The organism is Mesorhizobium sp. WSM4840 (assembly GCF_055811755.1).
On sequence record NZ_JBVVQD010000033.1, the window covers coordinates 38,550 to 64,315 of the forward strand.

25 protein-coding genes are annotated in these 25,766 nt (G+C 62.3%); 15 read left to right on the forward strand and 10 right to left on the reverse strand.

The window, feature by feature from the left end:
- The first annotated feature begins 30 nt into the window (after nt 1–30).
- Together AC0L3I_RS30465 and AC0L3I_RS30470 are read left to right on the forward strand one after the other, a co-directional pair.
- Nucleotides 31–399, forward strand: a complete 369-nt coding sequence (locus AC0L3I_RS30465; RefSeq protein WP_473529365.1) for a DUF5330 domain-containing protein — start codon at nt 31–33, stop codon at nt 397–399.
- A 113-nt stretch (nt 400–512) separates the two neighbouring features.
- Nucleotides 513–941 (forward strand): SufE family protein, encoded by a 429-nt coding sequence (locus tag AC0L3I_RS30470; protein ID WP_473529393.1) that lies wholly within the window; start codon nt 513–515, stop codon nt 939–941.
- 139 nt (nt 942–1,080) lie between these two features.
- Here AC0L3I_RS30470 and AC0L3I_RS30475 read toward each other — a convergent pair whose 3' ends face one another.
- A complete protein-coding gene (locus AC0L3I_RS30475) occupies nt 1,081–1,506 on the reverse strand; it encodes a Ros/MucR family transcriptional regulator (protein WP_023800837.1) in 426 nt (141 codons plus the stop codon).
- A 593-nt stretch (nt 1,507–2,099) separates the two neighbouring features.
- Nucleotides 2,100–2,396 carry an SH3 domain-containing protein gene (locus AC0L3I_RS30480; protein WP_473529366.1) on the reverse strand — a complete coding sequence of 99 codons (297 nt, stop codon included), beginning with the start codon at nt 2,394–2,396 and terminating at the stop codon, nt 2,100–2,102.
- Between the two features lie 118 nt (nt 2,397–2,514).
- Between AC0L3I_RS30480 and AC0L3I_RS30485 the strand changes: the two genes are divergently transcribed.
- Both AC0L3I_RS30485 and AC0L3I_RS30490 read left to right on the forward strand, forming a co-directional pair.
- The gene (locus AC0L3I_RS30485; protein ID WP_473529367.1) at nt 2,515–4,647 is read left to right on the forward strand and encodes a S9 family peptidase; all 2,133 of its coding nucleotides are present in this window, start codon (nt 2,515–2,517) and stop codon (nt 4,645–4,647) included.
- A 180-nt stretch (nt 4,648–4,827) separates the two neighbouring features.
- The gene (locus tag AC0L3I_RS30490; RefSeq protein ID WP_473529368.1) at nt 4,828–5,211 is read left to right on the forward strand and encodes an SET domain-containing protein; all 384 of its coding nucleotides are present in this window, start codon (nt 4,828–4,830) and stop codon (nt 5,209–5,211) included.
- 28 nt (nt 5,212–5,239) lie between these two features.
- Here the strand turns inward: AC0L3I_RS30490 and AC0L3I_RS30495 are convergent, their stop codons facing one another.
- From AC0L3I_RS30495 to AC0L3I_RS30510, 4 genes are all read right to left on the reverse strand, one after another.
- On the reverse strand, nt 5,240–6,190 hold the full coding sequence (locus AC0L3I_RS30495) for a cytochrome c (RefSeq protein ID WP_473529369.1): 951 nt from the start codon (nt 6,188–6,190) through the stop codon (nt 5,240–5,242).
- A 9-nt stretch (nt 6,191–6,199) separates the two neighbouring features.
- Nucleotides 6,200–6,640, reverse strand: a complete 441-nt coding sequence (locus AC0L3I_RS30500; protein ID WP_473529370.1) for a c-type cytochrome — start codon at nt 6,638–6,640, stop codon at nt 6,200–6,202.
- A gap of 205 nt (nt 6,641–6,845) precedes the next feature.
- On the reverse strand, nt 6,846–7,442 hold the full coding sequence (locus AC0L3I_RS30505; protein ID WP_029354634.1) for a superoxide dismutase: 597 nt from the start codon (nt 7,440–7,442) through the stop codon (nt 6,846–6,848).
- Nucleotides 7,443–7,547: 105 nt separating this feature from the next.
- Nucleotides 7,548–8,426: a branched-chain amino acid aminotransferase gene (locus tag AC0L3I_RS30510; RefSeq protein WP_473529371.1), complete on the reverse strand. Its 879-nt coding sequence runs from the start codon at nt 8,424–8,426 to the stop codon at nt 7,548–7,550.
- A 154-nt stretch (nt 8,427–8,580) separates the two neighbouring features.
- Between AC0L3I_RS30510 and AC0L3I_RS30515 the strand changes: the two genes are divergently transcribed.
- Together AC0L3I_RS30515 and AC0L3I_RS30520 are read left to right on the forward strand one after the other, a co-directional pair.
- Nucleotides 8,581–9,243, forward strand: a complete 663-nt coding sequence (locus AC0L3I_RS30515) for a haloacid dehalogenase type II (RefSeq protein WP_473529394.1) — start codon at nt 8,581–8,583, stop codon at nt 9,241–9,243.
- Between the two features lie 266 nt (nt 9,244–9,509).
- On the forward strand, nt 9,510–10,334 hold the full coding sequence (locus AC0L3I_RS30520) for a L,D-transpeptidase (protein ID WP_473529372.1): 825 nt from the start codon (nt 9,510–9,512) through the stop codon (nt 10,332–10,334).
- A gap of 120 nt (nt 10,335–10,454) precedes the next feature.
- Here the strand turns inward: AC0L3I_RS30520 and AC0L3I_RS30525 are convergent, their stop codons facing one another.
- Nucleotides 10,455–12,002 (reverse strand): helicase HerA-like C-terminal domain-containing protein, encoded by a 1,548-nt coding sequence (locus AC0L3I_RS30525; RefSeq protein ID WP_473529373.1) that lies wholly within the window; start codon nt 12,000–12,002, stop codon nt 10,455–10,457.
- Between the two features lie 258 nt (nt 12,003–12,260).
- On the opposite strand from AC0L3I_RS30525, the gene AC0L3I_RS30530 reads away from it, so the two are divergent.
- From AC0L3I_RS30530 to AC0L3I_RS30545, 4 genes are all read left to right on the forward strand, one after another.
- The gene (locus AC0L3I_RS30530) at nt 12,261–13,703 is read left to right on the forward strand and encodes a methylmalonyl-CoA mutase subunit beta (RefSeq protein ID WP_473529374.1); all 1,443 of its coding nucleotides are present in this window, start codon (nt 12,261–12,263) and stop codon (nt 13,701–13,703) included.
- Nucleotides 13,700–15,823, forward strand: coding sequence for a methylmalonyl-CoA mutase (gene scpA / locus AC0L3I_RS30535; RefSeq protein WP_473529375.1), 2,124 nt, complete (start codon nt 13,700–13,702; stop codon nt 15,821–15,823). Before AC0L3I_RS30530 ends, scpA begins: the two co-directional genes overlap by 4 nt.
- Before the next feature lie 70 nt (nt 15,824–15,893).
- The gene (locus AC0L3I_RS30540; protein WP_473529376.1) at nt 15,894–16,115 is read left to right on the forward strand and encodes an AbrB/MazE/SpoVT family DNA-binding domain-containing protein; all 222 of its coding nucleotides are present in this window, start codon (nt 15,894–15,896) and stop codon (nt 16,113–16,115) included.
- Complete coding sequence (locus AC0L3I_RS30545) at nt 16,112–16,501, forward strand: type II toxin-antitoxin system death-on-curing family toxin (RefSeq protein ID WP_473529377.1); 390 nt, start codon at nt 16,112–16,114, stop codon at nt 16,499–16,501. The genes AC0L3I_RS30540 and AC0L3I_RS30545 overlap by 4 nt, the downstream gene beginning before the upstream one ends.
- On the opposite strand, the gene greA is transcribed toward AC0L3I_RS30545, so the two are convergent.
- Nucleotides 16,498–16,971 carry a transcription elongation factor GreA gene (gene greA / locus AC0L3I_RS30550; protein WP_258118353.1) on the reverse strand — a complete coding sequence of 158 codons (474 nt, stop codon included), beginning with the start codon at nt 16,969–16,971 and terminating at the stop codon, nt 16,498–16,500. The two genes, AC0L3I_RS30545 and greA, sit on opposite strands and share 4 nt — an antisense overlap.
- A gap of 118 nt (nt 16,972–17,089) precedes the next feature.
- Here greA and AC0L3I_RS30555 point away from each other — a divergent pair, with 118 nt between their 5' ends.
- Entirely contained in the window at nt 17,090–18,466 is a 1,377-nt protein-coding gene (locus tag AC0L3I_RS30555; protein ID WP_473529378.1) for a TIGR03808 family TAT-translocated repetitive protein, read from the forward strand.
- Here AC0L3I_RS30555 and AC0L3I_RS30560 read toward each other — a convergent pair.
- The gene (locus tag AC0L3I_RS30560) at nt 18,454–19,476 is read right to left on the reverse strand and encodes an asparaginase (RefSeq protein ID WP_473529379.1); all 1,023 of its coding nucleotides are present in this window, start codon (nt 19,474–19,476) and stop codon (nt 18,454–18,456) included. The genes AC0L3I_RS30555 and AC0L3I_RS30560 overlap by 13 nt on opposite strands.
- 106 nt (nt 19,477–19,582) lie before the next feature.
- Nucleotides 19,583–20,749 carry an acetyl-CoA acetyltransferase gene (locus AC0L3I_RS30565; protein WP_473529380.1) on the reverse strand — a complete coding sequence of 389 codons (1,167 nt, stop codon included), beginning with the start codon at nt 20,747–20,749 and terminating at the stop codon, nt 19,583–19,585.
- Between the two features lie 223 nt (nt 20,750–20,972).
- Between AC0L3I_RS30565 and betI the strand changes: the two genes are divergently transcribed.
- From betI to betA, 4 genes are read left to right on the forward strand one after another with little or no spacing between them, the layout of a single operon-like run.
- The gene (gene betI, locus AC0L3I_RS30570) at nt 20,973–21,563 is read left to right on the forward strand and encodes a choline-binding transcriptional repressor BetI (RefSeq protein WP_473529381.1); all 591 of its coding nucleotides are present in this window, start codon (nt 20,973–20,975) and stop codon (nt 21,561–21,563) included.
- Nucleotides 21,560–23,089 (forward strand): choline-sulfatase, encoded by a 1,530-nt coding sequence (betC, locus tag AC0L3I_RS30575; protein ID WP_473529382.1) that lies wholly within the window; start codon nt 21,560–21,562, stop codon nt 23,087–23,089. Before betI ends, betC begins: the two co-directional genes overlap by 4 nt.
- Nucleotides 23,086–24,093, forward strand: coding sequence for a threonine/serine dehydratase (locus AC0L3I_RS30580; protein WP_473529383.1), 1,008 nt, complete (start codon nt 23,086–23,088; stop codon nt 24,091–24,093). Before betC ends, AC0L3I_RS30580 begins: the two co-directional genes overlap by 4 nt.
- 3 nt (nt 24,094–24,096) lie before the next feature.
- Nucleotides 24,097–25,749 (forward strand): choline dehydrogenase, encoded by a 1,653-nt coding sequence (gene betA / locus AC0L3I_RS30585; protein WP_473529384.1) that lies wholly within the window; start codon nt 24,097–24,099, stop codon nt 25,747–25,749.
- The last annotated feature ends 17 nt before the right edge of the window (nt 25,750–25,766 follow it).

The following is a 25,766-nucleotide window of genomic DNA, read 5'->3' on the forward strand; positions in this document are numbered from 1 at the left end:
CATGATCCGATCACAGATGAGGGGATACAGATGGGCTTTCTGATCAGAATGGCTTTCTGGTTTTCGCTGGTGCTTCTGGCACTGCCGCTGAATGTCGGCTCCGACGAGACAGGCCACCAAAGTGTCGGGCCGATCCAGGCGTTGTTTGCGGCACGCGATGCGGTCGGCGACATTGCCGGCATATGCGAGCGCAAGCCCGATGTCTGCGAGACCGGCAAGTCCGCAATGCACACGATCACCGCCCGGGCCAAGGAGACCGCCAAGTTCGCGGCCGCCATGTTGGACGACAAGACGGGCGAACCAGACACGGCGACAATGACCGGCAGCTTGCCCAAAGACATCGTCTTGCCCGCCAAAATCGACTTGCCGGCGAAAATCGATCTGCCGGCGAAAAACTGAGATATTTTTCAGTGCATCTATCACCGCACCACAGGCCGTCCGCCCGTCGACGCCTATGGTGTTTTTCCTCTTTTTCCGTGACGCGGCGTCGCCGGATGACTATATCCCAAGTGATGACCACGACGATCCAAACGATCCGCGACGACTTCTCCCTGCTTGACGAGTGGGAAGACCGCTATCGCTATGTGATCGAACTGGGCGAGGCCCTGCCGCCGTTTCCCGATGAGGATCGCAACCCTGCCAACAAGGTGCCCGGCTGCGTCAGCCAGGTTTGGCTGACGACCGAATATGGATCGGGTCCCGACCCAGTCGTCACCTTCGCCGGCGATTCGGACGCCCATATCGTGCGCGGCCTTGTCGCTATCATGCTGGCGCTGTTTTCCAGACGACCCGCCAGCGAGATCCAGAAAACCGACGCGGAAGCCACGCTGAAGGCACTTGGCCTCGACGAGCACCTGTCGCCGCAACGCGCCAATGGTCTTCGTTCCATGGTCAAGCGCATCAAACGCGACGCCGAGGCGGCGTTGAGGCAGACCGCCTGATTAGGCCGCGCGATTGCCCCGCATGACGGAGAGCCCGCACATGAGGCAACGCATATCGGCTGCTCCAGCAATGCTCCGAAACCAAAACGGCGCCCGGAGGCGCCGTTGATCGTTCAACCCACGTTGGGAAGCGCCGATATCAGCGTCCCTTGCGCTTGCGGCCGAGACCCATCTTCTTGGCGAGCTGGGAGCGGGCGGCAGCATAGTTGGGAGCAACCATCGGGTAGCTTGCGTCCAGGCCCCATTTTTCACGATACTCGTCCGGCGTCAGACCGTAGTGGGTCATCAAGTGACGCTTCAGCGACTTGAACTTCTTGCCGTCTTCAAGACAGACGATGTAGTCGTCATGGACGGAGCGTTTCGGGTTTACTGCCGGCTTCTGCTTGTCGGCAGGAGGCTGTTCACTGGCCCCGCCCACGCGCCCGAGGGCGGCATGGACATCGGCGATGAGGCTCGGCAGCTCGCCGACCGGCACCGGATTGTTGCTGACATAGGCGGCTACGACGTCGGCCGTCAATTCGATCAGCGCATCACTATTTCTGGAAGGTGTTTCGATAATATCCATGGCTTCCTGGCCCCAACGTGAGTTGTTTCTATCTGCGCCCTATTTTTGACAGGTCGGGCATCGCGCGAAATTTTTGCAGGAAAGAGCCTCTGCGATTCGCGTCGCAGCATCCTAATGAGCCACTAAACCAAGTAAGTCAATTCGCTTCTTGCGCTGTATTCATCGATGGCAATAAAATATTCGACGATCAGCTTCAACCTTTCGTGCACTCTGTAACTTTGCGATATTTTCTGGGCGGACCAGCAGCGGCGGACGCCCGGTCGAGCTGCCGTTACATCCATGAGAGCCAGTAAAAAAAATCTCAATGCTTGGCTATGCTTGGTTGTGGCGCGGGCTAGCTGGTTGTTTTCAGAGTCCACAAAACCATAGGTTGCGATTTGCTTTTTGCAAGCTAGCCGGAAATCAGCACCGCGCACCGGCAGCGATGTGGGGTGATGTATTTTCCGTAGACCCAGCCGGTTACGAAATTGCCGTTCTGTGCCGGATCATGCCAGACTTCGCACCAGCGATAGCGGATCTTCTGTTCCTGCTTCCAAGCGCATGACCCCGAAAATCGGAATCGATTTTCGGGGCCATGCGCAGATTCAAAGGTGCTACAGCGTCCTTTGCGCGTCCAGAGGACGCGCGGCGCTGTAGTGCGGCTGCTTGGCGAGGTCGAGCAGGTTTATGCCGCCTGTGCATTTCCCGGTCATCTGCAAAACGGCACCGTTGGGATAGGCGGCCTGCTTCTGGGATGACCCCGCCGGATATTTGCGCACGTTGAGCGTGTCGCCAAACGGAACGTTGGTGGCTTGCCAAGCTGCGAACACGGTTGCATGAGATTGGCCGGTAAAGGCCAAAACTGTCGAAGCGACGGCGAAAGCCGCAGCAACGTGAAAACGGAATTTCATTTTTCCCTCTCCTCCGGCTCATCTTCTGGAGCCCGACGCAAACATACATTCCGGCTCTTGAACCCGCGCTGATCGGCGTGTTCATTCTCCATTCAAGTAACTTCCACAGCGAGACGCAATGACCCAAACCCCAGCATTTCCAACTGTCAGCCCGCCACAACCCGAGAAGCGACCGGTCTTCGATCTGCATCATGGAGTATCCCGGACGGACGACTATGCCTGGCTGAGAGCCGACAACTGGCAAGTGATGTTCAGGGATCCGTCGCTGCTCGACGGCCAGATCCGCGCCCATCTCGAAGCCGAGAACGCCTATCAGGCGGCGTTGATGGCCGACACCGCCCAGTTGCGGAAGCAGCTTTTCAAGGAGATGAAGGGCCGCATCAAGGAAGACGATTCTTCCGTGCCGATGAAGGATGGGCCGTACGCCTATGGGTCATCCTTCAAGCTTGGCGGCGAGCAGCCGCGTTATTTCCGCACGCCGCGCGATGGCGGCGACCAGCAGATCCTGCTCGACGGCGACATCGAGGCCGAGGGCAAGGCCTATTTCCGCCTCGGTGGCGTCGACCATTCGGCCGATCACGGCAAGCTCCTGTGGGCATTCGACGACAAGGGCTCCGAGTTCTTCACGCTTCGTGTGCGCGATGTTGCCAGCGGCAAGGAGTTGCCGGACAGGATCCCGGACACGGGCGGCGGCGGCGTGTGGGATGCCGGAAATGACGGATTTTTCTACACCCGCCTCGATCCCAACCACCGTCCTTCCAAGGTGCTGTTCCATGCCCTTGGCGACAGTCCTGAGAACGACCGGCTGATCTACGAAGAAACCGATCCGGGCTTCTTCATGAATGTCGGCGGCACGCGCTCCAACGAATGGATCATGGTCGGCATCAACGACCACGAGACCTCGGAATACCGCATCATGAGCGCCAGCGAGCCATTCGCCGAACCGAAGCTGGTTTCGCCGCGCGAGACCGGCCTGCAATACGATCTCGAAGAAGGCGGCGATATCTTCTTCATTCTCACCAACGCCGACGGCGCCAAGGATTTCAAGATCATGACGGCGCCGGCGAGCGACCCAGTGCGCGCCAACTGGCAGGAGTTGGTGCCGCACGAAGCCGGCCGGCTGATCCTTTCGGTGATCGGCTTCAAGGACCATATGGTCAGGCTTGAACGCAAGGAAGGCCTGCCGCGCATCGTCGTGCGTGACCGCAAGAGCGGCGAGGAACACCTCATCTCCTTCGACGAGGAAGCCTTCTCGCTCGGCCTGTCGGGATCCTATGAATACGACACCGAGATCATGCGCTTTTCCTACTCGTCCATGACAACGCCGGCGCAGGTCTTCGATTACAACATGCGCACCCGCGAGCGCGTGCTGCTGAAGATCCAGGAAGTTCCGTCCGGTCACGACCCGGAGCATTACGCAACGCGGCGGCTGATGGCGCCCGCAGCCGACGGCGAACTGGTGCCTATCTCGCTCATCCACCATCGCGACACGCCGCTCGACGGATCAGCGCCTTGCCTGCTTTACGGCTACGGCTCCTACGGCATCACGGTCCCGGCCGCCTTCAACACCAATTTGTTTTCGCTGGTCGACCGCGGATTCGTCTACGCGATTGCCCATGTCCGCGGCGGCAAGGACAAGGGCTATGGCTGGTACGATGACGGCAAGCGGGCGCACAAGATGAACACGTTCACCGATTTCATCGCGGTCGCACACCACCTCGTCGCCGAGCGCTACACGGCTCATGACCGCATTGTCGCACAGGGCGGCTCGGCCGGCGGCATGCTGATGGGCGCGATCGCCAACATAGCGCCGGAATGCTTCGGCGGCATCGTCGCCGAGGTTCCGTTCGTCGACGTGCTGACCACCATGCTCGACGCGACCTTGCCGCTGACGCCGCCGGAATGGCCTGAATGGGGCAACCCGATCGCTTCGGCGGAAGACTACCGGACGGTCGCCGCCTACTCGCCCTATGACAATGTCGGGGCGCTCGACTACCCGCCGATCCTGGCGCTTGCCGGTCTCACCGACCCGCGTGTCACCTATTGGGAGCCGGCCAAATGGGTAGCGCGGCTGCGCGACCGCAAGACCGGCGACAATCCGGTGTTGTTCAAGATCAACATGGACTCCGGCCATGCCGGCGCATCCGGCCGGTTTTCCAGGCTCGAGGAAATCGCCTTCACATATGCGTTTGCACTGAAGGTGGCGGGCAAGGCCGACCTTTCCACCACCGCGCCGGCCCACCCTTTTTGACGCGCAAAGGGCGCTGTAGGAGCTTGATCTTGCGCACGATCCCCAACGGGGAATCGATTCCGATTTCGGGTCATGGCCTGGCTGATTTTCCGCTCGCAATTGCGATGGCCGCGCGCTACCCAATGCGCGGCTTTTCGCAGCCGCGCCGCCAAAATCATCCAGTCAAGTCAAGGGTCTGCCATGTTGCTCGTCGACGTCTATCTCGACAAATCGCCCATCCAGGGCATCGGTGTCTTTGCCAAGAACCACATCCCACGCGGCACACTGGTCTGGAAGCTCGATCCCAATTACGACCGGCGTATCCTCGTCGAGGTCTATGAGCGCGAAACCGGGTCGGTTAAAGCCTATCTCGATCGCTATTCCTACCCCGACCGGCGCGACCCGAACTACATCGTTTTCGAAGCCGACGACGCGCGCTACATGAACCATGCCGATGACCCGAATTGCGACGTCGCCACACCCGAGGAGACATATGCGTTGCGTGACATAGCGCCCGGCGAGGAGATGACCTGCGACTACAATCATTTCTTCGAAGCCGGCTTCGATTTCCTCGGCGACCGCTGACGCGCCGCCATCCCGTCCGGTTTTCGCGTCAGCTCGAAGGCTGCTTGCGCGCCGGATAGCCATTGGGATGCGGCGGTATGGCCTTCAGATAGGCTGATATTGCCGCCCGGTCCTCGGGCGTCAGTTCGGCCATGTTTCTCTGCACGTCGACCATGGCGCCACCGACGGAATCGAAATCCGGCGTGAAGCCGGTTTCGAGAAAGTAGGCTATGTCGGCCTCCGACCAGTCACTGAGCCCGCCTTCACCCGAAGTAATGTTCGGCACGATGCCGCTGCCTTCGGCAGCAGTGGCTCCGGCCAACCACTCGCTCTTCCTGGTGCCGCCGGCAAAATCACGCGGCGTGTGGCATTCGCCGCAATGGCCCGGCCCTTCGACCAGGTAGCGGCCGGCCATCACCGGATCCGGCGTGCCATCGGGGAAGGAAACCACCGGCTGGTCACTCAAATAGAGACGTTTCCACAGCCCGATGCCGCGGCGGATGTTGAACGGGAATCCCAGCGAATTGGGCGGCGCCTTGCCGGCGACCGCTGGAAGCGTTTTCAGGAAGGCATGGAGGTCGGCAATGTCGGCCGGCGTCATGCGCGCGTAGGATGCATAGGGAAACGCCGGATAGAAGTGCTCGCCGCTCGGCGACACCCCCTTCAGCATGGCGTTGGCGAGGTCTTCGACCGACCAGGCGCCGATACCGTCCTTGGCATCCTGCGAGATGTTCGGTGGCACGAAGGTGCCGAACGGCGTCTTGAGTTCGAGACCGCCTGCCAGTTGAAGGCGAGCATCGCCTTGTGAGCCTGGCTTCGCATGACATGATGTGCAGCCTCCGGCATAAAAAACGCGCTTGCCCCTGGCGGCATCGCCGGGGCCGAGTTGCGCCAGGGTCTCAGTGTCGAGCCTGACCGGCGCCGACTGGAACCAGCCGGCGACAGCGCCGGCGGCGCCCAGTACGAGGGCGGCGCCGACGAGTTTTTTCAGCCGGCGCATCGCCCGCTATCAGCCCTTCTTAATCCTGTATGTCTGGTGGCAGGTGCCACAATCGCCGCCTATGGTGTTGAACCCCGCCTTCAAGGCATCGACGTCGGCAGGGGCGGCCGCCGCCGCCTTGACGTCGGCGAGATATTTTTCCTCAACCGCCTTGAAGCCGGTCATATCCTCCCAGATCTTGGGGGCAGCGGTGGTGTCGCCGGTTTCGCTGCCAGCCGGGAAAAGGGTCTCGACGTTTGCATGGAATTTCTCGGCGTTCGCCTGCAGCGCCTTCAACGCCACCAGCACGGCCGCGGCGTCATAGGGGGTCTCGCCCTTGACCACTTTCGACAATTGGCCGGCGATCTTTCCACGTTCCTTCATCAGGGCCTGACGCTCCTGGATCGGATCGGCGAATGCCGCCGAACCGGCGAAGGCGAGCATCGAGATGGCGAGGATAAGCTTTCTCATTCAATTGGCTCCATGGTGAAGATGTTTCGGGTGAAGGTCCGACTGATCGATAACGGCAAAATTGGCTTAAAAATTCCGGAAATTCGCCTCACGCTTGTGTAAATTTTTCGCGACGATCGTTCTGTGCTGGAAAAGGGGCGGCCGATCCCTTGAGCCAAAAAGAAAGCCCCGGTTTTGCCGGGGCTTTCCTGCAACTCAGTTAGGCCTATGCCTTTTCGTAGAGCTCGAGGACATGGTCCCAGTTGATAAGACTGTCGACGAAGGCTTCGAGATATTTCGGCCGGGCGTTGCGATAGTCGATGTAATAGGAGTGCTCCCAGACATCGACGCCCAGGATCGGCGTCGCGCCATGGACCAGCGGGTTCTCGCCGTTCGGCGTCTTCGAGATCGCCAGCTTACCGTCCTTGACCGAAACCCAGGCCCAGCCCGAACCGAACTGAGTGGTTCCGGCGGCGATGAAGTCGGCCTTGAACTTGTCGTAGCCGCCGAGGTCACTGTCGAACGCCTTTTGCAGCGCGCCCGGCAACTTGTTGCCGCCGCCGCCCTTCTTCATCCACTTCCAGAAATGGATGTGGTTGTAATGCTGGCCGGCATTGTTGAAGAGCCCGGGGTTCTTGCCGAAGGACTGTTTCACAACCTCTTCGACCGACAAATCGCCGAGCCCGGCTTCGGCAGCAAGCTTGTTGCCGTTGTCGACATAGGCCTTGTGGTGCTTGTCGTGGTGATACTCCAGCGTCTCCTTCGACATGTAAGGCTGCAAAGCCTCGTAGTCATAGGGCAAGGCGGGCAGTTCAAAAGCCATCGGTCGTACTCCTCGTGGAAAAATCCGGTGCAATACCGGACTAACATAGGTCTGGATTAATATGGAGCAACTCCGGAATGAAGCGCCGGTTCGCTTTTTCGCCAGTCAGCCGGCCGAAGTCGAATGCGCCCAATCCCAGTAGAGTTCGCGCGCCTTCTTGGCTACAGGCCCGGGCTGAAGATTGCGATCCTCGATGCGGGTGACCGGCACGACCTTTGAATGGTTTCCGGTCGAGAATATCTCGTCCGCTTCGAGGAAATCGCGCACCGACAGCGTCTTTTCGGTGGTCTTGAACCCATACTCGTCAAGCAGCATCATCGTCCGCGAGCGGGTTATGCCGGACAGGAATGTGCCGTTCGGCGCCGGCGTCAGGACATGGCCGTCCTTGACCAGGAAAATGTTCGAGGTTCCGGTCTCGGCGACATTGCCAAGCATGTCGAGCACCAGGGCATTGTCGAAGCCGCGCATCTTGGCTTCGAGGATGGCACGACCGTTGTTGGGATAAAGGCAGCCGGCCTTGGCGTTGGTCGGCATGGTTTCGATGGTCGGACGCCGGAACGGCGAGACGCTGACCGAAAAGCCCGACGGCGGGATCATCGGCGATTCATAGAGGCAAAGGCAGAAACGGGTCGAGGCCGGATCGGCCGGCACGCCCATATAGCCACCATGCTCGGCCCAGTACATCGGCCTTATGTAGACCGCCGTCTTGCCGTCGAACTTCTTCAGCCCGTCCCAGGTCAGCCCGACGATCTTTTCGGCGCTCATGGATGGTTTGAGACCAAGCGCGATCGCCGAAGCGTTTACCCTCGCGGCGTGGCGGTCGAGGTCGGGGGCGACGCCCTCGAACCAGCGGGCACCGTCGAACACGCTGGTGCCGAGCCACATGGCATGGCTGCGCGGCCCCAGGATGGCGACGTTGCCTTCGTACCAGTCGCCATCCACGAAGGTCCATGTCGCGGATTGCGCCGCAGTCGCCAGTGTCATCGCTTGGTTTCCGTTCCAGACTGTCCTGTGTCGCCATTGGAAGATGCTTTGGCGTCTGCCGTCAACGGGCATCGCTGAGATTTGTTGAGGCCAGCGCTATGTGAACTGCAATCTGTGCTTGCGCCTTGCCTTGCCTCGCCGCAAAACTGTCACCATGCACCACGCGGCTTACGTTTTCGACGCTTACGGCACGCTGTTCGATGTCCATGCCGCCGTGCGCCGTCATGCCGACCAGATCGGGCCGGATGGCCAGCTCCTGTCGGAGATATGGCGCGCCAAGCAGCTGGAATATTCCTGGGTCAGGACGCTGATGGGCGCCTACGCCGATTTCTGGCAACTCACCGAGCAGGCGCTCGATTTCGCGCTGCGCAAGGTTCCCTCGGCGGACAAGGGGCTCAGGGCCAAGCTGCTCGACGCCTATTGGCGGCTGGACTGCTATCCGGAGGTGCCCGTCGTGCTCAAGGCGCTCAAAGCATCTGGCGCCAAGCTGGCGATACTCTCGAACGGCTCGCCTGAAATGCTGGAGGCGGCGGTCAACTCGGCCGCGCTCGACCAGTTTCTGGACGACATCTATTCCGTCGACGCCGTCAAGCGCTTCAAGGCCGATCCGTCGGTCTACGACATGGTCACGACAGGCTGGCGCCTCTATCCGGGTGCGGTGTCGTTTCAGTCATCGAACCGCTGGGACGTCGCCGGCGCCACCAAATTTGGTTTCCGGACAGTCTGGATCAACCGCTCCAACCAACCCGAAGAATACCATGACTTTCCGCCGGCCCTAATCCTGCCCTCGCTCGAAGGCTTGCTGACTGGAGGCTGACGCATGACCCAAAATCGGAATCGATTTCTGGAAGGGACCATGCGCAAAGTAAAAGTGCTACAGCGTCCTTACGCGTCCAAATGGACGTCGCGCGCTCTAGCCCTGTTGCCCCGGCGCAACAGCGGCGGAACCGTCACAGCTTTGCCTTTGTTTGTCCACCCTCAGGCCAGAATCGGAACCGCCTATCGCGCCGGGCATTGGTAGGGCTGGCGCCGTACTGATCGGCGTATTGATGTTTTGTTTCGATTTGAGACCTAAAGGCAACCATGTTCACAACCGAAATCGAGTCCTATCGCCTGAGCCGTCGCGGCTTTCTCAACGCCGCTGCGCTCGGCGCCGCCTCGATTGCGGTTTCCGCCTGCACCACGGTGGGAGGGCAGCCGGTCGAGCCGCCGCCGCCAGCCAACGTCGAGCCGCCGCTCCTGGACTATGCAACAATGTACGCTCCGGTCAGCGACGGTGGGTTCGAGCTCCCGGGCATACCGTTCGAGAAAATCGACGAGCAATTTCTGCGTCAGATCGTTCCCGATCCGACCGGCCAACGGCCCGGCACCATTGTCGTCGATACGGCTGGCCACCACCTCTATCTCGTGCGACCGGGCGGACAAGCCATTCGTTACGGCGTCGGGCTGGGTCGCGCCGGTTTCGAATGGTCTGGCGATGCCGTCGTCCAGTGGAAGCAGAAGTGGCCGAAATGGACCCCGCCGGCCGAAATGATCGCCCGCCAGCCCGAGCTCGCAAAATACAGCGCCGAGAATGGCGGCATGCCCGGCGGGCTGACGAATCCGCTCGGCGCGCGGGCGCTGTATCTGTTCGAGGGCAACGAGGACACGCTTTACCGCCTGCACGGTTCGCCGGAGTGGTTCTCCATAGGCAAATCGGTATCATCCGGCTGCGTTCGCTTGATAAATCAGGACATTATCGATCTCTACAACCGCGTGCCCAACAAGACGCCGGTGGTCGTTACCGCCGGTGTCGGTCAGGAGCTGGTTGCCACGGCAGACCGCAAAGCCATTCCGATCGATGCGGGCGTCCCGGAAGGATCGATCCTGCTCGGCCCGGCAAGAACGATCTCTGACTCGATTTTCTGAGCTGGTCGAAAGCGTTGGAGCGGTGGACTTTCGGCGCCGCAACTTTCCGGTCCGATGCTTTTCCCTGAGCAGTCGGATTCTCGCAAAACCGGTGCCCACTTTGGGTCCGATGCGGTGCTTTCAGCGCCGCCCCCTTGCCAGGCTTCCGAGGATGCCGCGCACGATTGCCCGTCCGACGGATGACCCGACCGAACGAACGACCGATTTGATCGCCGCCTCCGCCACCGTCTGGCGATTTGACGCTCGCGGCGCCGGTGCTCGCCTGCTGCCGGTGGGCTGGTGGGCGGGATCGTCATTGCCGAAGCCTGGAATGGTCCAGCGTGAGCGGCCGCTCTCCTGCTGCTGCGCCTCCGCGTCCAGCGCATCCTTGGCTTTTTTCTGCAGCATCTCGAAAGCCGAGTCGCGATCGACGGTCTGATCGTACTGTCCCGCGACCGGGCTCTCGGTGATCAGCATACGGCGCTCGTCAGGCGTGATCGGCCCAAGTCGCGACGACGGCGGGCGAACCAGGGTCCGCTGGACCATGGACGGAACACCTTTGGCTTCCAGCGTCGAGACCAGCGCCTCGCCGGTGCCGAGCTGCGTGATCACGGTTGCACAGTCGAAATCGGGATTGGGCCTGAACGTCTCGGCGGCGGTCCTCACGGCCTTCTGCTCCCGTGGCGTGTAGGCGCGCAGGGCGTGCTGCACGCGGTTGCCGAGCTGGGCTAGAACCGTTTCGGGGATATCCAGCGGATTCTGGGTGACGAAGTAAACGCCGACGCCCTTCGAACGGATCAGGCGGACCACCTGTTCGACCCGGTCGATCAGCACCTTCGGCGCGTCATCGAACAGAAGGTGCGCCTCGTCGAAGAAGAAGACCAGCTTTGGCTTGTCGGGGTCGCCGATTTCGGGAAGCTCCTCGAACAACTCCGACATCAGCCACAACAGGAATGTCGCATAGAGCCTGGGATTCATCATCAGCTTGTCGGCAGCCAGCACGCTGATGGCGCCGCGCCCGTCGCGGGTGGTACGCATGATGTCGGCGATGCGCAACGCCGGCTCGCCGAAGAAATTCGTCGCTCCCTGCTGCTCCAGGACCAGCAGCGTGCGCTGGATCGCGCCGACCGAGGGTTTTGTGACATTGCCGTAGCGAGCGCCGATTTCTTCGGCGCGTTCGGCGATGTTGGCAAGAAGCGCTTGCAGGTCCTTCAGGTCCAGCAGCAACAGGCCCTCTTCGTCGGCGATGCGGAAGGCGATGTTCATGATGCCTTCCTGCGCCTCGGACAGGTTCATCAGGCGCGACAGAAGCAGCGGCCCCATTTCCGAGACGGTGGCGCGGATCGGATGGCCCTGCTCGCCGAACAAATCCCAGAAGATGACCGGAAATTCCTGGAAATCATAAGGATCGAGCTTGACCTGCTCGGCGCGCTTGACCAGAAAATCCTGTGCCGTGCCCATCATGGCGATACCGGACAGATCGCCCTTGATGTCGGCGCAGAAGACCGGCACGCCGGCATTGGAGAAACCTTCCGCCAGAATCTGCAAGGTCACGGTCTTGCCAGTACCGGTCGCACCGGTGACCAGGCCGTGACGATTGCCATACTGAAGCAGCAGATTTTCGGCGCGCTGGTAGCTGTCATCAAGCTTTCGGCTGGCTCCTATGAAAATACTGGTGTCGTCAGCCATGTGTCCGGTCTCCGCAAACCTGAAGTGTTGAACGCCCTGTCTATTGAAAGTAACGGGGCTCGCCGCAGGTATAATGACGCCATTGCGCAGCGACAATGGCCATGGTCGAAATAGGGCTTTTGGAGCTTGCGGATTTTGCGCATGTTTGGCAATCGGTTGACGGTTCACCGTCGCAGGACGCGTGTTGCATTGTGATATGGGACGGGGAACCGTAGACTGACGTTCCAGGCCTATCGGCCGAGAAGACGAGGAGAGCGGATGGGCGCCGGTGCCTTGACCCACGATGCCGAACTTCCGAACCCTGACCGGCAGCGGTGGCTGGCCCTTGCGGAAAAAGCCTTGGCCGGCGGATCCTTCGAGGAAACGCTCGTATCCCATACGGACGATGGCATCCGCATCGAGCCGCTCTATGATCGTTCAGTCACCGCAGAGCCTCTCGCGCGGGCAAATCCCAGATCGCCGTGGATCGTCAGCCAGCGTATCGACGATCCGGATATCGGCCGCGCCAAAGCCCAGGCCCTGGAAGACGTCGCACAGGGCGCCACCGGATTGTCGCTTGTCTTCGAAGGCGCGCCGAATGCGTTCGGCTACGGCCTGCCGAGGACTGCCGAGGCGCTGGAGACCGTGCTCGACGGCGTGCCGCTCAACCGCATCCAGGTCCGCATCGACGCGCATCCCTGGAGCCGCGCCGTGGCCGACTGGCTGGTTGCGTTCTTGAGCAAGCGCCGGTCGGACCCGGCAAAGCTCAACCTTTCCTTCGGTATCGATCCGGCGGCAATCTTTGCCGGAACCGGCCGGTTGCGGATGTCGATCGAGGCCCTGCAGGCATCGATGCCGCAGTCCCTGGCACATTTTTTCTCGATGGGCGTGCCCGGGGTTCTGCTGGAGGCAGACGGACGCGTCTTCCACAATGCCGGCGCCACCGAAGCGCAGGAGCTGGGCGCCATGATGGCTTCGGCGGTCTCCTATCTCCGGATGTTCGAGGAGGCGCGCCAGCCGCTCGTCTATGCGGCGCCCCATATCGGTTTTGCGCTGAGCGTCGACCAGGATCAATTCGTGTCGATGGCCAAGGTCAGGGCTTTGCGCAGGCTGTGGGCGCGTGTTCAGGAGGCATGCTCGATCGTCGCCTCCACCGCCAACATCCATGCCGAGACGTCCTTCCGCATGATGACTTCGGCGGACCCGGAGACGAACATCCTGCGTACTGCGATCGCCGGTTTTGCCGCGGCAGCCGGCGGGGCGGATTCGATCTCCATCCTGCCGCATACGATCGCGCATGGCCTGCCGGCGGGCTTTGCCCGCCGTGTCGCCCGCAATACGCAACTGATCATGGCCAGCGAAAGCCATATCGATCATGTCGCCGACCCTGCTTGCGGTTCGGGCGCGGTTGAAGCGCTGACCGCCGAACTCTGCGAAGCGGCGTGGGAAGAATTCCAGCGGATCGAGGCGGAAGGCGGCGTGCTGTCCAGCCTGCAGCAAGGACACATCCAGGAACGGGTTCAGGCGGCCGCCGCCCGCCGCAATGCTGCCTATCAGGCGGGCGATCGGGCCATCATCGGCACGACGCTTCACCCGTCGAAGACCGAACGTCCGGTCGAAACGCTGGCGGCGGAGCGGCGGCCTGCCGTCACCGAGGGCGTAGCGGTGTGCGAGCCGCTGTTTCCGATCCGCCTCGATCAATCGATCGGAGCAGCGCCATGATCCCGGATTTCAGCCAGATCGGCTGGTCGGCGCCGCGCCGGGCGCCGATCGAGGCCAAGGGCCAGCGGATGACCCCGGAAGGGCTGGCCATCAAGCATCTGTACAACCAGGGCGACCTCCAGGGGTTACCGCATCTCGACACCTATCCGGGCCTGCCGCCATTCGTGCGCGGCCCCTACCCGACCATGTACGTCCAGCAGCCGTGGACGATCCGGCAATATGCAGGCTTCTCGACGGCGGAAGAGTCGAATGCCTTTTACCGGCGCAACCTTGCAGCCGGCCAGAAGGGACTGTCGGTCGCTTTCGACCTCGCCACGCATCGCGGCTACGACAGCGATCATCCGCGTGTTGCCGGCGATGTCGGCATGGCCGGCGTCGCCATCGATTCCATCCTCGACATGCGCCAGCTCTTCGACGGCATACCACTTGACGAGATGACGGTGTCGATGACCATGAATGGCGCGGTGCTGCCGATCATGGCGCTCTACATCGTGGCGGCGGAAGAACAGGGCGTTGCGCAGAAGGACCTCGCCGGAACCATTCAGAACGACATCCTGAAAGAGTTCATGGTGCGCAACACCTACATCTATCCGCCAAAGCCTTCGATGCGGATAGTGTCGGACATCTTCTCCTACACGTCGCAGCACATGCCGAAGTTCAATTCGATTTCGATCTCCGGCTATCACATGCAAGAGGCAGGTGCGACCGCCGACCTCGAGCTCGCCTACACGATCGCCGACGGCATCGAATATGCCCGCGCCGGTGTCGCGGCGGGTCTCGATATCGACCGTTTTGCGCCGCGCCTTTCCTTCTTCTGGGCGATCGGCATGAACTTCTTCATGGAGGTCGCCAAGCTAAGGGCAGCCCGCCTTTTGTGGTCGAACCTGATGCTGAAGAACTTCTTGCCGAAGGACGAGCGCTCGCTGTCGCTGCGCACCCATTGCCAGACTTCGGGCTGGTCGCTGACGGCGCAGGACCCCTACAACAACATCATCCGCACCATGATCGAGGCGATGGCGGCGACGCAGGGTCATACGCAATCGCTGCACACCAACTCCTTCGACGAGGCGATGGCGCTGCCGACAGACCATTCGGCTCGTATCGCCCGCAACACGCAGCTCATCCTGCAAAAGGAATCCGGTACCACCCGCATCATCGATCCATGGGGAGGCTCTGCCTATCTCGAACGGCTGACGCATGACCTGGCGGCGCGCGCGCTTGCCCATATCGAGGAGGTCGAAAGGCTGGGCGGGATGGCCGCCGCAACCGAAAAAAACATACCGAAGCTGCGCATCGAAGAGGCCGCCGCGCGCACGCAGGCGCGGATCGATTCCGGCGAGCAGATACTGGTCGGCGTCAACGCCCATCGTCCGGAGACGGACATCAAAGTGGACGTGCTGAAGATCGACAACGCCGAAGTCAGAGCCCGTCAATTGTCGAAACTGCAACGGCTGAAAGGCACGCGCGACGTCGGTGCCGTCGAGAGCGCACTGAGTGCGCTGAGCCGCGCTGCGGAGAGCGGCGAAAATCTGCTGGAGTTCGCTATTCGCGCCGCGCGCGCCAACGCCACGGTCGGCGAGATTTCGCTGGCTCTGGAAAAGGTCTTCGGCCGCCATGTCGCTTCGGTCCAGACGATCTCCGGCGTCTATCGCAAGGCGCTCGGCGACAATCCGGTGGTCGACCGGCTGCAGGACAAGATCGTGGCGTTCGAGGAGAAGTCCGGAGGCAAGCCGCGCATTCTCGTCGCCAAGATGGGGCAGGACGGCCACGATCGCGGCCAGAAGGTCATCGCCACGGCCTTTGCCGATCTCGGCTTCGACGTGACCGTTGGGCCGATGTTCCAGACGCCGGACGAGATCGCCAGGCTCGCGGTCGAGCACGACGTGCATATCATCGGCGCCTCGTCGCTGGCGGCGGGCCATTTGACGCTCATTCCCGAACTCAAGGACGCGCTGAAGAAGCTCGGCCGCGATGGCATATTGATCGTCGCCGGCGGCGTTATCCCGCCGCAGGATTACGGTGCTGTGCTGCAGGCGGGGGCCGCGGAGATCTTCCCGCCGGGCACGGTCATCCCCGAGGCCGCCGACCGGCTGATGGACCGGCTGCTGCAGGCTGGATGAGCCGTTATAGTATGTGTTGTAACGGGGGCGTGTTTCGTTATAATTGGTGTTGCAACAAGGGTGCAGCACCATGAACACGATCATCCGCAAGATCGGCAATTCCGAAGGCGTCATCCTGCCGAGGGAGCTTCTCGATCGTCTGAACCTGAAGGCTGGCGACCAGCTTCAGATCGTTGAAACCGGTGATGGCCTTGCGCTGAAGCCGGTGGACGATAGCTTCGAGCGGCAAATGAAAGCTGCCCGCGAGGTGATGGACAAATACAAAGTGGCGCTTCAAAAGCTCGCCGAATGAGCTGGCAATTCCTGAGCCGGCGCGCCGTGGAAGCGATGCACGCGGAGCAGCTGCGCCGGCATGGCGGCGCGCAGGGCTTGCGAGACGAGAATGCTCTTGAACCGGCGCTCGCCCGAGCCGAGAACAAGGCAAACTATGGTGATCCATCGATCGAGGATCTGGCTGCGGCCTATATCTTCGGTATCGCCAGAAATCACGCCTTTGTCGACGGCAACAAGCGCACGGCCATCGTCGCCGCCGGCGCGTTCCAAATTGTCAACGGCTATACGCTGACGGCCGACAACGGCACGATCTATGAATTCGTCATGGGCGTCGCCGCCGGCGAGATCGACGAGGCTGGGGCGGCGGCATTCTTCCGCGACCATGTCGTCAAGATCGAGGTCTAATTGTCGGAGAGCTTGACGATTTCCCACTCCTTGCCGTTCACCACGGCAATTTCGCCGACCTTCTTGCCGAACAAAGCCAGGGCCATCGGTGAAACATGGGAAATCGTGCCCTTGGCCGGATCGGCCTCATCCTCGCCGACGATCTTCCAGTGCACCTTCCTGCCGTCATCGCCTTCCAGCGTGACACCCATGCCGAAGCGAACCAGGTCGCTGCCCGGTTCCGGCACGGAAAGCTCGGCGCTTTCACGCCGCGCGGTCCAGTAGCGCAGGTCGCGCGAGATGAGCGCGATGCGCTCGCGGTCGGCCCTCTTCTCCGCTCTGGCCAGATCATCGCGCAGGACAGCCAGTTCGGCGTCGATCAGCGCCAGGCCGCGTTGCGTCACCAGATTGCGATGCTGACTGATCGGCCGCTCGCCGATGCCGGCGATGGCGTTTTCGCTATCCTCTTCGCGCGTGAAGGCTCTGCTCATTAGTCGAGCTTATGCCTCGCGCGGCGACTTCACAAGCTATTGCCGGCAAACCGGATCGGCCGATCCGGTCTGGCACGATTCCTGCGGCGTGACGGCCGAACGCTGGGACTCTGTGCCGATGTTGAACAGACGAAAATTTCTCGCACAAACCGCCGGCTTTGCCGTCCTGGGCCTCTCGCTCGGCAAGGCAGCGGCGGCCAGCCTGCCCGGCATCGACAATGCCCCGATGCGCGGCTCGATCAACGCTGCCGACCTCGGCGTGCAGCCCGGCGCGCTTGACGACCAGAGCGAGGCCTTCGCCACGCTGCTGCGCGAGGCAAACGACCGCGACATGCCGGTGTTCCTGCCGCCGGGAACCTATGTTGTATCCAACCTTTCGCTGCCCAGCCGTATCAGACTTTCCGGCGTGCCGGGCGCATCGCGGATCGTCTATGGCGGCAACGGCCACCTGCTCATGGCCGAACAGGCTGAGCATATCGAATTCACCGGATTGGTATTCGACGGCACCAACCGCTGGATGGGCGATTACGCGCAAGGCCTGCTCGACCTTCGCCGCGTCGCTCACCTCGTCATCGACAATTGCCAGATATCAGGCAGCGGCAAGAACGGCCTGGCGCTCGAGCACGCTTCGGGTCGCATCGAGCGCTCGGAAATATCAGGCGCAACCGACGCCGGTATCTATTCGGTCGAAGCCGCCGGCCTGGAGATATCAGGCAACACCGTGTCCGACTGCGCCAATGGCGGCATCCTCGTGCACCGCTGGCAAGCGGCCGAGGACGGCACTATCGTCAGCGGCAACCGCGTCGAGCGCATTCAGGCGCGAAGCGGCGGAACCGGCCAGAACGGCAACGGCATCAATGCGTTCCGCGCCGGCAACGTCGTCATCTCGGGCAATATCGTCTCGGATTGTGCGTTTTCGGCGATCCGCGCCAACAGCGCCAGCAATCTGCATATCGCCGGCAACACCTGCTCGCGGTCGGGCGAGACGGCACTCTATTCCGAATTCTCCTTCGAGGGGGCGATCGTCAGCAACAACATCGTCGATGGCGCCGCCAATGGCATCTCTATCGTCAATTTCAACGAAGGCGGCCGCATGGGCGTGTGTTCGGGAAACATCATCCGCAATCTCTCGACCAGCGGCCCCTACCCTGCCGACGCGCCCGGTTTCGGCGTCGGTGTCAGCGTCGAGGCGGATACTGCCGTCTCCGGCAACGTGATCGAGAATGCGCCGCTCTACGGCATGCACATCGGCTGGGGGCCGTTCATGCGCAATGTGGTCGCCACCGCGAATATCATCCGCAAGGCCGGAACCGGCATCGCCGTCACCGTGGTCGAGGGCGCCGGGACGGCGGTCGTCTCCGACAATGTCATCGACGGCGCCCAGAACGGGGCTATCGTCGGCCACCGCTGGGCCGAGCCGGTGACCGGCGATCTCGCCTCGTCAGGCAATGCCGGCTATGCGCACCTGACCATCGAGCGCAATCATGTGAGCTGAATGCCCGATCTCAGTGCAGCAGTGGGGCGGAGTGCGCCGACCTTGGCGCCGATCCGGCTTTGGATGGGTGGATTTGCCTGTTCGATCAGCTTCTCCGCCAGTGCCTTGTTGGCGTGCAAAAGCCTGGCCATGCATGCCGCGACCATGACTTCAGCCGCGCGGCCAGCGCCATCATCGCATTTGAGCGCAATGCCAAGGCCAAGCTCCGGAAGGGCTGCGCAATAGACGCCTTCGGCCCCTCCCTTGACAAAAATCCGGCCGGGTGCGGCCTCCATCAGCGCAACATCGGCCCTGCCTGTGCCGGCGACCAGAAAGGGCTCGGCCATGCAGGCGGAAAGCAGCCGCTTTGCGGCTTTGGCGCGCACGGGTTCAAAGCCGACCCCGGTCGCCATGCGGGCAAAGCCGAGCGCGAAGCTGCGTAGCGGCACGGCATAGGTCGGGATCGAGCAGCCGTCAGTACCGCAATGATCGAAATCATGGGCGGCACCGGTCACCGCCTGCATCGCATCGCGCACCATCTCCTGCGAGGCATGGCCTGATTTGACATAGCCGCGATGGGCGATGCCGGCGTGGACGCAGGTGCAGAGAAAGCCCGCATGCTTGCCAGAACAATTGTTGTGCAGCGCATTTGGCAAGTTGCCGGCGCTGGCAAGCGCAAGCGTCGCGTCGTGGCCGGATGGCCAATGTGCGCCGCATTCCAGCGCCGCCTCGTCCAGCCCGGCCTTCGCCAGCATCGCCCGCGCCAGTTCGACATGCGCCGGCTCGCCGGAATGCGAAGCGCAGGCTAGCGCTAGTTCGCGGTCGCCGAAACCATACGCATCGGCCGCGCCGCTTTCGACCAGCGGCAGCGCCTGAATCGCCTTGACCGCCGAGCGTGGGAACACAGGGCGGACCGTATCGCCGATTTCCCAGACCGGCTTGCCATCGGCATCGAAGACCGCAATGGCGCCACGATGGGCGCTCTCGACCACGGCGCCGCGCAAAACTTCGACCAGAACCGGATTCGTCATGATTTCCCCGCTAACGCATGACCTCGAAAGTCATGCGTAAAATCAAAGTGTTACAGCGTCCTTTGCGCGCCCGGAAGGGCGCGCGGCGCTGTAATGCGGGCCGCTTTTATCTGATCCGATCGAGAATGGAAACGTAGTTGGCGACCGCAGCGCCGCCCATGTTGAAGATGCCGCCGAGCCTTGCTCCCGGTACCTGGATGCCGCCGGCCTCGCCGACGAGTTGCATGGCGCTCAGCACGTGCATCGAGACGCCGGTGGCGCCGATCGGGTGCCCCTTGGCCTTCAGCCCGCCGGACGGATTGACCGGCAGCCGGCCATCCTTCGCCGTCTCGCCGTCCAGCGCCAGTTTTGCGCCCTCGCCCGGTTTCGCCAGTCCCATCGCCTCATATTCGATCAGCTCGGCGATGGTGAAGCAGTCATGCGTCTCGACGAAGGACAGATCATCGAGCGTCACACCAGCCCTCTTCAGCGCCTGGTTCCAGGCCTGTTCGCAGCCTTCGAACGCCAGGATATCGCGCTTCGACATCGGCAGGAAATCCTGCACATGCTCGTTGGCGCGGAAGGCGACGGCGCGGCGCATCTTTAACGCAGTCGCCGTGTCGGCAAGGACCAGGGCGGCGGCGCCGTCCGAAACCAGCGAGCAGTCGGTGCGTTTCAGAGGGCCAGCGACGAAGGGGTTCTTCTCGCTCTCATGCCGGCAGAACTCATAGCCGAAATCCTTGCGCATCTGCGCATAGGGATTGTCGACGCCGTTCTTGTGGTTCTTGGCGGCGATCATCGCCAGCGCGTCCGACTGGTCGCCATAGCGCTGGAAATAGGCTTGGGCGATCTTGCCGAAAACGCCGGCGAAGCCTGCCGGCGTGTCGCCCTCCTCGGGCAGATAAGAGGCCTTGAGAAGGTTCTTGCCGATTTCTGGACCTGATGTCGTTGTCATCTGCTCGGCGCCGACCACCAGCACGATGCGGGCGGCATTGGCGTCGATGGCGCGGATGCCTTGCCTGACCGCCGCCGAACCGGTGGCGCAAGCGTTCTCGACGCGGGTCGCCGGCTTGAAGCGCAGCCGGTCGTCGGCCTGCAGGACCAGGCTTGCGGTGAAATCCTGTGCGGAAAAGCCGGCATTGAAGTGACCAAGCACGATCTCGTCGACCTCGTCCGGACCGATGCCGGCATGATCGAGCGCCTCGCTAGCCACCTTGGTGATCAGGCCCTCCAGCGTCTCGCCTTCGAGCTTGCCGAAACGCGAATGCGCCCAGCCGACGATGCATGCTGTCATGGTTTATCTCCATCCTGCGGGCCGGGCTACGCGATGTCGCAGCGCCTCAGCATTGTTCAAGCATGAACCGTTCCAGCGACTTCGTGAAGGGGCCAGAACCACACAATCGCTTGATCTTGAGTATCTGGTCACGGCACCTGACTTTTGCCACCAAATCAGGCTGGATTTTTGTTGATTGATCCGTCAATAAAAAATAATCTCGTCGCAACAGGCCGGAGCAAGAATGCCGAAAGTCGGAATGGAGCCGTTGCGCCGCAGGGCGCTGATCGACGCGACGATCTCGGCGATCGGCGAGCGCGGTTCGCTTGATGTGACGATGTCGGAAATCGCCGGGCGCGCCGGCGTGTCCTCGGCGCTTGCCCATCACTATTTCGGCGCCAAGGACGAACTTTTGCTGGCGACGATGCGGCACATCCTGGCCGAGCTGACCGCCGACATGCGGCGCGCGCTTCGATCGGCCAGCACGGCACGCCAGCGCGTTTCAGCCGTGGTCGCCGTCAATTTCTCCGAAGTCCAGTTCCAGCCGGAAACGATCGCCGCCTGGCTGGCCTTCTATGTCGAGGCGCAGAAATCGTCGGCACTGCGCCGGCTGCTCAAGGTCTATGCGCGACGGCTGCATTCCAATCTGTTGAGCGGGCTGACCGGCATCCTGCCGAGAAGCGAAGCCGACCGGGTCGCCGAGGCGACAGCGGCGCTGATCGACGGGCTCTACATCAGGCGCGCGCTGAAGGACGGCGTGCCCAATGCCGCGACCGCGATCGCACTGATCGAGGATTACCTCGAAACGAAACTCAGCCGCCGGAGCGCGCAGTGACGTCCAAGCGACCCAATTTCCTGATCGTCATGGTCGATCAGCTCAACGGCACATTGTTCCCGGACGGACCGGCGGACTTCCTGCATGCGCCGCATCTGAAGGCGCTGGCCGCTCGTTCGGCGCGCTTAAAAAACAATTACACCGCCTCGCCGCTCTGCGCGCCGGGCCGCGCCTCGTTCATGAGCGGCCAGTTGCCGTCGCGCACCGGGGTCTACGATAACGCCGCCGAATTCGTCTCGTCGATCCCGACCTTCGCTCATCATCTGCGCGCCGCCGGCTACTACACCTGCCTGTCCGGGAAGATGCATTTCGTCGGGCCGGACCAGTTGCACGGTTTCGAGGAGCGGCTGACCACTGACATCTATCCCGCCGATTTCGGCTGGACGCCGGATTACCGTAAGCCCGGCGAGCGGATCGACTGGTGGTATCATAATCTCGGCTCGGTTGCCGGCGCCGGCGTCGCCGAGATCACCAACCAGATGGAGTATGACGACGAGGTGGTGTTCCTGTCCACGCAGAAACTCTATCAGCTTTCGCGCGAACAAGATGATGCGAACCATCGGCCCTGGTGCCTCACCGTTTCGCTGTCGCACCCGCACGATCCCTATGTCGCGCGCAAGCAGTATTGGGATCTCTACGAAAACTGCCAGGCGCTCGACCCAGAAACAGGGTTCATCGCGCATGACGAGCAGGATGTGCATTCGCAGCGGCTGTACCGCGCAAGCGACTATCCCTCGTTCGAGATCACCCCTGAGCAGGTGCGACGTTCGCGGCGCGGCTATTTCGCCAACATCTCCTATGTCGACGACAAGCTCGGCGAGCTTCTGGACGTTCTCAGCCGAACACGCATGCTCGACGATACCGTCATCCTGTTCTGCTCGGACCACGGCGACATGCTCGGCGAACGCGGCCTGTGGTTCAAGATGAGCTTCTTCGAAGGCTCGGTGCGGGTGCCGCTGATGATCGCCGGCAAGGGCATACCAGCCGGGCTGATCGATGCGCCGGTCTCCAATCTCGACGTCACGCCGACGCTTTGCGACCTCGCCGGCATCGATATCGGGGCGATCGCGCCATGGACCGACGGCCAGTCGCTGCTGCCGCTTACAGAGGGCAGGCAGCGCACCGCGCCTGTGTTGATGGAGTATGCAGCGGAAGGCTCCTGCGCGCCCTTGGTGGCGATCCGCGACGGCAGATACAAGTTCGTCCATTGCGAGCTTGACCCGCCGCAGCTGTTCGATCTCGAAGCCGATCCGCTCGAGCGAGACAATTTGGCCGACGACCCGGTCAATGCGGACCTGGTGGCGACGTTCATGGACAAGGTTCGGGCGCGCTGGGACATGACCGGCTTCGACGCCGCCGTGCGCGAAAGCCAGGCGCGCCGCTGGGTCGTCTATCCGGCGCTGCGCAATGGCGCCTACTACCCCTGGGATTTCCAGCCGCTGCAAAAGGCATCGGAGCGCTACATGCGCAATCACATGAACCTCGACAATCTCGAAGAGAGCAAAAGGTATCCGCGAGGCGAATGATGACAACCCTTGTCCCCTCCCTCGATCACCTCAAACAGGCGTATGCCGTCACCGCCAAGGCTACGCAGATCACGCCGCTGCTGGAGTCAGCGGCCTTGGCCAGAGAGACCGGTGCAGCTCGTGTCTTCGTCAAGCCGGAGTCGCTGCAATGGGCGGGTTCCTTCAAGGTGCGCGGCGCCTACTGGCGGCTGAAGCGGCTTTCGTCCGATGAAGCCAGGAAGGGCGTCGTCGCCTATTCCTCCGGCAATTTCGCGCAAGGGTTGGCCGCCGCCGGCCAGGCGCTGGGCATTCCGGTGACCATCGTCATGCCGATCGACGCGCCGGCCGCCAAGCGCGACGCAACGACCGGATATGGCGCGCGCGTGGTGCTGACCGACCATGGCGAGCGCGCGCGTGAGGAGGTTGCCGCCGCCACGGCGCGCGAGATCGCCGAGACCGAGGGGCTGGCGCTGCTGCATCCGTTCGACGATCCGGAGATCGTCGCTGGCCAGGCTGGTGTGGGGCTGGAGGCACTCGAGCAACTCGATGCCAGGGATGCCAGCGCCGATCTTCTGTTCTGTTCGGTCGGCGGCGGCGGGCTGATCGGCGGCGTTTCGCTGGCTTTCCACTATCTGTCGCCGGCGACCGAGATCATCGGCGTCGAGCCGGAAGGTTTCAACGGCATGGGCTCGTCGCTCGCGCATGGCGTCATCGAAACCATGCCGATCGGGCCGAAATCGATATGCGACGGGCTGATGGCGCGCAAGCCCGGCGACGCGCCATTCGCGGCGGTCAGAACCGCGGGCGTTCGCGGCATCACCGTCGACGATCAATCGGTGCGCCGCGCGATGCGCATCGCCTTCGAGCGGATGAAGCTGGTGCTGGAACCCTCGGGCGCTGCATCGCTGGCGGCGTTGCTCGGCGGCAAGGTGGACGTGAGCAGCAAGAGTGTGCTCGTGGTGGCAACCGGCGGCAATGTCTCGCTCACCGATTTCATGACGCATATGAACGATGGGCGCATATGAACCATGCTTGAGGCGGATTTCGTCATCATCGGCGCCGGCTCGGCCGGCTCGGCCATGGCCTACCGGCTGTCGGAGGATGGCAAATATTCGGTGATCGTCATCGAATTTGGCGGCAGCGATATCGGGCCGCTGATCCAGATGCCGTCGGCGCTGTCGATCCCGCTCAACATGAGCCTCTATGACTGGGGTTTTGCCAGCGAGCCGGAACCGCATCTCGGCGGTCGCGTGCTGGCGACGCCGCGCGGCAAGGTCATCGGCGGCTCGTCCTCGATCAACGGCATGGTCTATGTGCGCGGCCATGCTCGCGATTTCGACCATTGGGCCGAACAGGGCGCGGCCGGCTGGGGGTTTGCCGACGTGCTCCCCTACTTCAAGCGCATGGAGGACGCCAACGGCGGCGAGAATGGCTGGCGCGGCCACGGCGGCCCGCTGACCGTGCAGCGGGGCTCGAGGACCAACCCGCTCTACGGCGCCTTTGTCGAGGCAGGCCGTCAGGCCGGCTTTGAACTGACCGACGACTACAACGGCGCGAAGCAGGAAGGCTTTGGGCCGATGGAACAGACCATTCGCGGCGGCCGCCGCTGGTCGGCGGCGAGCGCCTATCTCAGGCCGGCGCTGAGGCGGAAAAATGTAAGCCTGGTCAAGGGCTTCGCCCGACGGGTGATCATCGAGAATCAACGCGCCACCGGCGTCGAGATCGAAGTGCGCAGACGGATTCAGGTGATCAAGGCGCGACGTGAAGTGATCGTTGCCGCGTCCTCGATCAATTCGCCCAAGATCCTGATGCTGTCCGGCATCGGCCCGGCCCAACATCTCAGGGAATACGGCATTCCGGTGATCGCCGACCGGCCCGGCGTCGGCCGCAACCTGCAGGACCATATGGAGCTCTATATCCAGCAGGAATCCACCCAGCCGATCACGCTGAATTCGGTGCTGAACCCGTTGTCGAAGGCACTGATCGGCGCGCAATGGCTGTTCTTCAAGTCGGGTCTTGGCGCAACCAACCATTTCGAGGCGGCCGCCTTCGTGCGCTCGCGCGCCGGCGTCGACTATCCCGACATCCAGTATCATTTCATCCCGGCGGCGGTCCGCTATGACGGCAGGGCGGCGGCGAAAGCGCATGGTTTCCAGGCGCATGTCGGGCCGATGCGATCGAAGTCGCGCGGTTCTGTCATGCTACGCTCGCCCGATCCGAGATCGAAGCCGGTGATCCGCTTCAACTACATGTCGCATCCGGACGACTGGACCGAGTTCCGCCACTGCATACGGCTGACGCGCGAGATCTTCGGCCAGTCGGCATTCGATCCTTATCGCGGCAGGGAGATCTCGCCGGGCTCGCACGTCCAGTCGGACGACGATCTCGATGCCTTCATTCGCGATCACGCCGAAAGCGCCTACCACCCTTGCGGAACCTGCAAGATGGGCCGTACCGATGATCCGATGAGCGTCGTCGATCCGGAATGCCGTGTCATCGGTGTCGAAGGGCTGCGGGTCGCCGATTCCTCGATCTTCCCGCGCGTCACCAACGGCAATCTCAACGCGCCGTCGATCATGACCGGCGAGAAGGCCGCCGACCACATTCTCGGCCGCACGCCGCTGGCGCCGTCCAACCAGGAGCCATGGATCAATCCGCGCTGGCAGGCATCGGACAGATAAGCCATGATCTGACGGAC